Source organism: Moraxella caprae DSM 19149 (genome assembly GCF_000426885.1).
In the GTDB taxonomy this organism is placed as follows: Bacteria; Pseudomonadota; Gammaproteobacteria; order Pseudomonadales; family Moraxellaceae; genus Moraxella; species Moraxella caprae.
Window position 1 is genome coordinate 1 of sequence record NZ_AUGF01000064.1, and the last position, 8647, is coordinate 8647.

Annotated in this window: 11 protein-coding genes and 1 pseudogene; 5 read left to right on the forward strand and 7 right to left on the reverse strand. The window is 45.7% G+C overall.

Features of this window, described 5'->3' with window-relative positions:
- The 3 genes from K941_RS0111510 to K941_RS17820 form a co-directional block, all read right to left on the reverse strand.
- Positions 1-238 (reverse strand): hypothetical protein (locus K941_RS0111510; protein ID WP_029103728.1); only part of this gene is annotated, 238 nt, incomplete at its 3' end.
- A gap of 89 nt (positions 239-327) precedes the next feature.
- Positions 328-690 (reverse strand): DUF805 domain-containing protein, encoded by a 363-nt coding sequence (locus K941_RS18130; RefSeq protein ID WP_409365827.1) that lies wholly within the window; start codon positions 688-690, stop codon positions 328-330.
- On the reverse strand, positions 582-956 hold the full coding sequence (locus K941_RS17820; protein ID WP_029103730.1) for a hypothetical protein: 375 nt from the start codon (positions 954-956) through the stop codon (positions 582-584). Before K941_RS17820 ends, K941_RS18130 begins: the two co-directional genes overlap by 109 nt.
- A 47-nt stretch (positions 957-1003) precedes the next feature.
- Between K941_RS17820 and K941_RS0111525 the strand changes: the two genes are divergently transcribed.
- A complete protein-coding gene (locus K941_RS0111525) occupies positions 1004-1426 on the forward strand; it encodes a helix-turn-helix domain-containing protein (RefSeq protein WP_036388311.1) in 423 nt (140 codons plus the stop codon).
- A gap of 1 nt (position 1427) precedes the next feature.
- Positions 1428-1907 (forward strand): annotated as a pseudogene (locus K941_RS15760) (putative molybdenum carrier protein).
- Positions 1908-1958: 51 nt separating this feature from the next.
- Here the strand turns inward: K941_RS15760 and K941_RS0111535 are convergent.
- The gene (locus K941_RS0111535; RefSeq protein WP_029103732.1) at positions 1959-2729 is read right to left on the reverse strand and encodes a 3'-5' exonuclease; all 771 of its coding nucleotides are present in this window, start codon (positions 2727-2729) and stop codon (positions 1959-1961) included.
- A gap of 32 nt (positions 2730-2761) precedes the next feature.
- A complete protein-coding gene (gene cysM / locus K941_RS0111540; protein ID WP_051226052.1) occupies positions 2762-3679 on the reverse strand; it encodes a cysteine synthase CysM in 918 nt (305 codons plus the stop codon).
- A 188-nt stretch (positions 3680-3867) separates the two neighbouring features.
- On the opposite strand from cysM, the gene K941_RS15765 reads away from it, so the two are divergent.
- The 3 genes from K941_RS15765 to K941_RS17830 are packed head-to-tail and all read left to right on the forward strand — an operon-like array spanning position 3868 to position 7785.
- The gene (locus K941_RS15765) at positions 3868-6981 is read left to right on the forward strand and encodes an ATP-binding protein (protein WP_084137758.1); all 3114 of its coding nucleotides are present in this window, start codon (positions 3868-3870) and stop codon (positions 6979-6981) included.
- A gap of 20 nt (positions 6982-7001) precedes the next feature.
- Positions 7002-7433: an enoyl-CoA hydratase-related protein gene (locus K941_RS17825; RefSeq protein WP_228130410.1), complete on the forward strand. Its 432-nt coding sequence runs from the start codon at positions 7002-7004 to the stop codon at positions 7431-7433.
- The gene (locus K941_RS17830) at positions 7405-7785 is read left to right on the forward strand and encodes a Clp protease/crotonase-like domain-containing protein (RefSeq protein ID WP_228130411.1); all 381 of its coding nucleotides are present in this window, start codon (positions 7405-7407) and stop codon (positions 7783-7785) included. The genes K941_RS17825 and K941_RS17830 overlap by 29 nt, the downstream gene beginning before the upstream one ends.
- A 353-nt stretch (positions 7786-8138) precedes the next feature.
- Here K941_RS17830 and K941_RS15775 read toward each other — a convergent pair whose 3' ends face one another.
- Positions 8139-8369, reverse strand: a complete 231-nt coding sequence (locus K941_RS15775) for a type 2 periplasmic-binding domain-containing protein (protein ID WP_051226053.1) — start codon at positions 8367-8369, stop codon at positions 8139-8141.
- 9 nt (positions 8370-8378) lie between these two features.
- Positions 8379-8647 (reverse strand): transposase family protein (locus K941_RS0111560; protein WP_029103734.1); only part of this gene is annotated, 269 nt, incomplete at its 5' end.

Here is an 8647-nt window from a genome sequence, read left to right on the forward strand (position 1 = left end):
ACTTTTCAATCTTAGCTAAGCGTTTAATGCCATACTTGGCTTGTTTAAAGCGATTGTTGGTACTGGTTTGGGGTTTAAGCAGTTTAACACGAGCAAGTTTTAAGACCTTGTAAATGGTAGGTCTTGATACTTTGTACTCGAGTGCCAGTGAAGTCAATGATTGCTTGTTTTTGTGATAAGCAGTCCAAATGGCTTCCCTATGGTGGGGAAGCAGTCTTGTGTTTTTGTGTATGTTCATTTGCAGTATTTTACCTTAATACTGTAAATAACGCGACTGTTTCTAACATTTAAGCCTTGTTTTTATTAATAAAAGCATTATTATTTATTTTATGCTGTGGGTGGTTTCGGCATCCCTTTTTGTCTTGGGTCTTCACCGTATTGGTTTGTTCCTACTGTTCCAGCCATAAAACATAGAGTGATTACCAATATTAGATTGATAACTGGGATAAGAAAAAGTATCGCAACAGCACTATCAATATTTGCATCTTGTAAACGGGATTCCAAAACTTCAAGGCAGGCACAAAAAATAGCAATATTTATTGCCCACCACATAATGAGTGAATATTTATACCCTTCGTAAATTAAACTTTCATAGCTGGAAAAAATATAATAACAGATATGGATAAAGTGAATAAAAAAGTTATGATGAGTGGCACATACACCAACCTGCGGACACGCATAGGATATAATGAGCCTACAATCTGAGGAATTATTGATACAAAAGCAATATCCATAAAAATGAATATAATTTGAGAAAATGTAGACATATTTTTTGCATCTAGTATTTCTCCGTTAATTACTATTGTACTGAGTATTAAGAATCCGTACAGGGTAAGTCCTATAAAACCCTGCAAAATCATCAAAGGAACTTCACTTTTCTTTTCCATAATCCACCTAAAAACTTGCAAAATTTCAAAAAATATCTTAGAATTTAATTCTAAATAACTTTTTAACAAAATTACACCTACAAACTCACAGTCCAACCCATAGAGATACTACGGTTATGACACAAATCGGTAAAACACTCAAACGATTGAGAGCTTTAAAAGGGTTTACCCAAGAACATATGGCGGAGAAATTACATATGACAACTGACGGTTATGCTCAAATTGAGCGAGATGTTGGCAATCCAAATTTACCAAAAATTGAAAAAATTGCTAAAATTTTTGATATGACAACGGTGGAATTTTTGGATTTTTGTGAAAATGGAGCAACCTTTTACATCTCTGGCGATGCTCAACAAAACAATAATACAGACAGTAAATTATCTATGTATTATTTGTTTGGAAAAAATGGACATGAAATATTATTGGCAGAATTAGAAAAAGCAGAATTAACCATTCAGCATAAAGATGAATTGTTGGAACAAAAACAAAACGAAATAAATGCCTTAAAAGAAATTATTGAATTATTAAAAACAAAATAAAATGACTTTCCCTAAAATCATTTCAGGCGGACAAACGGGCGTGGATAGGGGTGCGTTGGACGGTGCGTTAAATAAAGGCGTGGCGTGTGGTGGGCATTGCCCCGAAGACAGACGGGCCGAAGACGGTGTGATTGACGACAAATATCTGCTCACATCCCTAAAAGGGGCAGGCTACCCCTAACGCACCCACCAAAATGTGATAGACAGCGATGCGACTGTGATTATTTATCATGCACAAATTGTGCCGAAAGGCGGAACAGAATTGACCTTAAAAACTTGTATCAGCCAAAACAAACCGTATCTTTTGATTGATATGAATGTGTTTTCGGTGGAAATTGCGTCTGATTATATTCTTGATTTTATTAAAAAATATCACATTGAATGCTTAAATTTTGGCGGTCCTCGTGGTTCTGGCGTGCCAAGCATTCAAACCTTTACGCAAATGGTGGTGGAGCGGGCGATTGAGAAGTGGGCGGACTAAACAGGCATTTATTTATACCCGCCAAATAAAGCCGTGCTTAACCACCCCAATCTACCGCCACGCCTCCAAAAATTCAGCGTGTCGTACCGTTTCACCGTCTTTTATTTGTGATAATTTGTCGTGGGTAAGTTTTTCATAATTTGCCACGACATCGGGCGAGAACCTGCCTGTTAGAAGTTGCCATCTTAGATAGATAAGCCATGTGTTTAGCACGTCCGATTCGCAGTAGGTGGTCAGCTTGTCCCACTGTCCTGCCTTGACCATCGGCACAACCTGCGAGCCGTCAATCTCGCCCTTACCAGCAAATCCACACAGACTGGCAATGGTGTCTAGCTTTTGTTTGTTGCCATAATTACCCAGTGATAATTTATCCATCAAATCAATGTGAGCGTCGCCATATTTATACAGATAATTGGGCGACTGGCTGTTAAAGAGCGTGGGAGCGGTCAGCCTATGGTGTAAGGCACGATAGAGCATGACAGGCAAGTCAAACCCTGCTCCATTCCATGACACAAGCGTGGGGGCAGGCTTTTGATTAAATGCCCTAAAAAAGGTCGTCAAAATCTCCGCCTCACTCATTTGGTGTAGGCTTAGCGATTTTAGGCTAAATTTATCCTCACTCACCCACAAAAACGACAAACAAGCGATTTTATGCAAAGGCAGTCTCATAAAAGGATTGCCAGCCTCCGCCTCTCTGATGGCGGTCAGAGCCGTCTGGGCGTCATCATCAGAGAGTGTGGCAATCTCAGGGTAGAGCAGTCGCCCTGTGTCAAGGTCGGGAATGGTTTCGATGTCAAAAATGAGAATTGGTGCGGTAGGCATGACTTTTTTTCCTTAAAAATTAACCAATAAAATTAAACCCCAAACAGCCCTGTGGATAGGTATCTATCCCCTCTATCGCAGACGATAAAGACAATCACGGCTTTGGGGTCATCTGCTTTGATTTGTTTGGCGATTTGGCGGCTTGCAAAGCCTGCCCCACCGCTTGACACTCCACAGAATATCCCCTCCGTGCGTGCCAATGCTCGCATATAGTGTTCGGCATCTGTTTGGTTGATGTCCATAATCGTATCCACCCACGATTTATCAAAAATCTTAGGCAAATATTCAGGCTCCCAACGGCGTATCCCTGCAATGTTTGAGCCGTCTGATGGTTGCAGACCAATCACTTGAACATCAGGGTTTTGCTCCTTTAAAAAGCGAGACACACCCATAATCGTCCCTGTTGTCCCCATACTGCTCACAAAATGGGTAATCCGTCCGCCTGTCTGCTCCCAGATTTCGGGGGCGGTGGTCTTGTAGTGGGCTTGCCAGTTGTCGTCATTGTTAAATTGGTCAAGGACAATGCCTTTGCCGTCCGCTTGCATGGCAAGAGCCATGTCCCGAGCCATTTCCATATTATCCGCTTCTATCAAGGTCGCCCCATAGGCACGCATGGCGTCTTTACGCTCTTGGGTGGAATTCGACGGCATGATAAGGGTCATTTTATAGCCGAGCATGGCGGACACCATGGCAAGGGCAATACCTGTATTACCGCTTGTGGCTTCAATGAGCGTGTCGCCTTGTTTGATTTGCCCACGTTTTTGGGCCTGGCTTATCATATTAAAAGCAGGGCGGTCTTTGACTGAGCCTGCAGGATTATTGCCTTCTAATTTGGCAAAGATATCAGCGTTTACGTCCGTAGTAAGACGTGTCAGGCGGACAAGGGGTGTGTTGCCAACGGTGTGGGATAGGGTGCGATTTAGGGCGTTTGGGGCGGTCAAATCAGTCATGGTTAGGTGATCATCTATCTATTAAAATGGCGACATTATAGCACAAACGGATTTTTACCGTTAAATTTACCAGTAAATTTGCCTTAAAAATCATCTTAAAACCCCCTAAATCAGCCCTAAAATTACCCCTAAAATTCACCTTGAAATTATGCTAAACTATGCCATCTGCCTGACAACATAGCCCACTCATGAAAAAAACCCCTTTTAACTTACGCAGTGCTTACGGGCAATTGGTCGCCCTTGTGTTTTTGCCGATAGTCATCTTGGCGATGGTCGGTGGGGTACTTGTTTTTCGTGAAGTCAGACAGGCGTTACTCTCTGAGCAGGACGCTTTGGCACGCACCGCCTTACTTCGCTATGAGATGAGCCTAACTCGTCATTTTGCCGACACACACAGCCCCACGCCTGCCCTGCCTGCCTTTGATGACTTTTTTCATAAAATATCGCCCCAACAAGTCAGGCGTATGGCGATTTTTGATGGGGATTATCGTCTGCTGGTCAGTCATGGCGGTTATGATGATGACACCCCCTTTGCCAGTGATGAACTGCTTGGGGTCATGAATAAATATCAAGGTAATTTTGAACGTTATCACAGCACTTATGGCACAAGCTATGGCAGGCAGATGACGTTTGATGGCACGCCTTATTATGTCGTCGCTGAGATGGACAGCGAGCCTTTAACCATTACCAGTTATCGAGTGGTGCTTGCCCTTGCCATCACGGGTTTGACCACGCTACTGCTCCTTTTGCTCATTTTAAATATCTACTCGAAACGCTGGATTGCCCCGATTTATGAAATGCGTCTGTTTTTGCAAAAGCTAAACAGCGACAACATTGACAAACCTATCAAGACCAATGCCGATGGCGAGTTCTCCCTGCTACAACGGGATTTTGTCCAAGCCATGAGACGACTGTCAGCAAGTTTTAATGAGCTAAAAACCCACGCCAATGAGACCGAACAGGATTTACAGCACGCCCTAGATGAGATGGAAATGCAGACCATCTCAATTCGCAAAGCTCGGGATTTGGCGGTGTCATCTAGCCATGCCAAGTCGGCATTTTTGGCAAACATCAGTCATGAGTTACGCACACCTTTAAACAGCATTGACGGCTTTATCAACTTGCTGGCTCGGCACGATGGTCGCCATGATGGTCGTAACGGTCTAAGTGCCGAGCAAAGCCTGTACGTCCAGACCATCAAAAAATCATCCGCCCATCTGCTCGCTTTGGTCAATGACGTGCTTGATTTTTCAAAATTAGAAGCGGACAAGCTCGTGCTAGACAGTCATGGGTTTGACCTGTACTCTGCCATCTATGACGTGGTGGACATGCTCTCGCCCATGGCATTAGAAAAGCACCTAAGGCTGTCGGTACTGTTTTATAATGACGTGCCAAACCGTGTAACAGGTGACAGTCTGCGAGTCAAACAAATCCTAACTAATCTCGTTGGTAATGCCATCAAGTTCACTGATACAGGGGGCGTGGTGGTGCGTGTGGGTCTGTCCGATGACAATGATGGCTATCTAAACATCAGCGTTGAAGACACGGGTAAGGGCGTGTCCGATGATGACAAAGCGTCGCTGTTTAAAAGTTTTAGCCAAGGCGATTTGTCAGTGACCCGTCGTTATGGCGGAACGGGGCTGGGGCTTGTGATTAGTAAACAGCTGACCGAACTGATGGGCGGAACGATAGGTTTTTATGACAATAACAGCGAAAACATCGCCAAGACAGGGGCGACGTTTTGGTTTGAGATGCCCGTTCATCTAGGCGGTGCAAGCGTGCAGGCTCCTGATGAGACAGATACCGATGACGATTTATACAGTCTAACAAAACTTGCCCCAACCAAACTGTTGGTGTGGATAAACCACGCCCCTGCCATCCAAGTGCTAAAAGCAACCTTGGCAGGGTCGGACGTGGACGTGCATTTCGCCATCGGCTTTGCCGATTTGTTAGAACAGCTAGACAAGACAGGGCATGGTTTTGATTGGGTGATTGTGGATTATTTTGGGCAGGACGCGTCCTTGGATGATGTCGGTGCCATCCTTCGCCAAATCCGCTCTCGCTATCAGGGCAAACTGTCCGCCTATGGCTATCAAGTGGGCATGGACAACGCCCTACTGGACAAATACCAAACGCACGCACTCTACGAACCCATGAACAAACGCCAACTTATCGCCATGCTCGCCGATGACAAGCCCATGCAGGATACCCCCATCAGTAAATTCTCAGGTCATCGGGTGTTGGCAGTGGACGACCATCCGCCTAACCTGCTCGTGCTAGAAGCCTTGCTTGGCGAGCTTGACGTGGCAGTCATCACCGCCCATAATGGCTTTGATGCCATCGAGACCATGACCCGTGCCATCAGTATGGGCGAGCGGATTGATTTGATTTTTATGGACATTCAAATGCCCAGAATGTCAGGGTTAGAAGCGAGCATCCAAATCCGCAAAATCGAAGAGAGCCACAACCGCCCCCCCATCCCCATCATCGCCCTAACCGCCCACGGTCTGTCTGACGAAAAAGAGCGATTGGTGTCGGCAGGGCTTAGCGACTATGTCGGCAAACCCATCGGGCATGAACAGCTGGTGCAGACGCTCTCACGCTGGCTTGGCGAGTCGGGCAGGCCTGTGCTTGCCCCCACAGACGGCACGCCCAACTTTGCAGGTACGCCCTATGGCAAGATGGGCGAGATGAGCGAACTGACAGGTGATGACATGGGTGACGGTACAGGCAAAGACACAAATAAAGGCATGGATAAAGGCGTGGATGACAATGGGCTAACCCCTCAACAGAGCAAGCACGCCCATAAAGCTGATAAAGCCAAACCCACCCTGCTTGACATCGACTGGGCGGACGCATTGGCACGCTCCGCCAACAAAGACGACCTTGCCAAAACCTTACTCTCACTACTTATTGAGAGCAGCGAGAGCGAAAAGCTCGCTCTAGAACGAGCATGGGCAGACAGAGACAGGGTTGCCCTTGCTGACATCACACATCGGTTGGTCGGGGGCAGTCGCTACACGGGCGTGCCACGCCTTAGAGCCACGGCAGAAGACTTTGAACAAAAGTGCCGTGCCAATTTAGACGACACATCAGCAGGGCAATTCATCAGCATTCGCCCCAGTTACCGCTCACTCATCGATGCCCTAGAAAGCCTTGAAAATATTGACATCGAAGACTTTTTGGCAAATGGGGCAATAAACTCATCCGCCCCTGACCCCATCCCCGACCCGACCCCCGACCCAACACCTAAGTCAGGCGGTCATGATGATGAAGACACCCTACCTTGGAAAATGGTATAAAGCATAACAAAGGAGAGCCCATGCAAACACTCACGCTAAGCCATGATAACCACACCGCCATCATTACCTTATCTCGCCCCCACAAAAAGAACGCCATGGACTTTGTGATGATGCAAGAGTTAATCAAGACCGCACGCCACATCAAGGCGGACAAATCGGTGCGTGCCGTCATCATCACAGGCGGGACGGATTTTTGTAGTGGGCTGGATTTGGCGGTGTTTGGCTCACCTAAGAACATGATTTTTGCCACCAAAGAGCTGATAAAGCCAGCCCCTAGCTTGTTTCAAAAGGTGTGCTTGGTTTGGCAAAGCCTGCCTGTGCCAGTGATTGCTGTGGTCGATGGCGTGTGCCTTGGGGCAGGGTTACAGCTTGCCATGGGGGCGGATGTGCGTATCAGCCACCCATCGGCGACATGGTCGGTGCTTGAAGCCAAATGGGGGGCTGGTCGCTGACATGGGACTGACCCGTCTTGCCAGAGATATCGACAAGGATAAGCTAAAAGAGCTTGCCATGTCTGCTCGCCTGCTTGATGCCCAGACCGCTTATGACTACGGACTCATCACTCATATAGATGATGAGCCGATGGCACGTGCCAAAACCCTAGTCGATGAGATTGCCACTCGCTCGCCTGATGCGATACTGGCAAGCAAACGCCTCATCAATCGCATGCACCCAAGCGACCATCTGACTTTATACCAAGAAAAACTGTGGCAATTAAAGCTTTTTGCCAGTCATAACCGCAAACTTGCCATCAAAAAAGCCAAAGACACGGCAGTGGCGTTTCGGGACAGGCAGTGGGGTTAATCATCTTAAACGCCAACATAACAGCAGATAGAGATCATCTACAAACAGTAGAAAGGGCGTGCCTGCCTTTTGTATTTGCAATGAAAAATGTCTGTTTAAAAAAGCAGGGGAATCGCCCGTTTTTCAAGGAAAAAACGCAGGTTGTGAGTTTTTATCAAGCAAGTTTCTGGCGATGAAAAGCAATCTGACCACTTGACTGGGTAAATTTTAAGAGTTTTAACTTAATTTTTTAAATTAAGTGGTCGGATAGTCATTTTTCATGCAAAACATCATTTTACTTCTATAAAATTTCTAAACATTAAATTGTATTATAAAGGTTTGATACGCCCTAATCAAATTCCACTAAAATGCCATCAATGTTCAACACCCCCAATCACATCAAGCACAACCCCCCGAAGCCAACGATGAGCCATATCCTGTTCGGTGCGTTCGTGCCACGTCATCATTATGGTAAAGCCGTCAATATTTATGGGCGGATTTTGCAGGCGGACGTTTGGCAGGGTTTGGGCAAGATGTTTGGGCAATACCGCCACCAAATCCGATTCTTGCAATAAAGACGGCAATAATAAAATATTATTAGACATCCTGCAAAACTACCCAATCCACCCAAACACGAGCTTTACCCTAAGTTCAAATCTTGCCAATGATTTACGATAGGTGGTTGAGAACATTTTAAAGGCCTTAAACTTGGCAAAGATATGTTCTACTCTCACCCGTGTTTTAGACAATAATGCGTTATAATCTTTGGCTTCTTGTACAAGTGGATATTTCTTAGTTTGTTTTAGTGGCGTAAAGGCTTGCTTGTATAAATGCTGTATGCCTTGATAACCACTGTCTGCTAGGATAAACTTAGCATTTGTTA

Bases quoted from the DNA above. Each gene is read 5' to 3' on its own strand.
- K941_RS15765 (WP_084137758.1), top strand. From the start codon at position 3,868: ATGAAAAAAACCCCTTTTAACTTACGCAGTGCTTACGGGCAATTGGTC.
- K941_RS0111525 (WP_036388311.1), top strand. From the start codon at position 1,004: ATGACACAAATCGGTAAAACACTCAAACGATTGAGAGCTTTAAAAGGG.
- K941_RS17825 (WP_228130410.1), top strand. From the start codon at position 7,002: ATGCAAACACTCACGCTAAGCCATGATAACCACACCGCCATCATTACC.
- K941_RS0111535 (WP_029103732.1), bottom strand. From the start codon at position 2,729: ATGCCTACCGCACCAATTCTCATTTTTGACATCGAAACCATTCCCGAC.
- K941_RS15775 (WP_051226053.1), bottom strand. From the start codon at position 8,369: ATGTCTAATAATATTTTATTATTGCCGTCTTTATTGCAAGAATCGGAT.
- cysM (WP_051226052.1), bottom strand. From the start codon at position 3,679: ATGACTGATTTGACCGCCCCAAACGCCCTAAATCGCACCCTATCCCAC.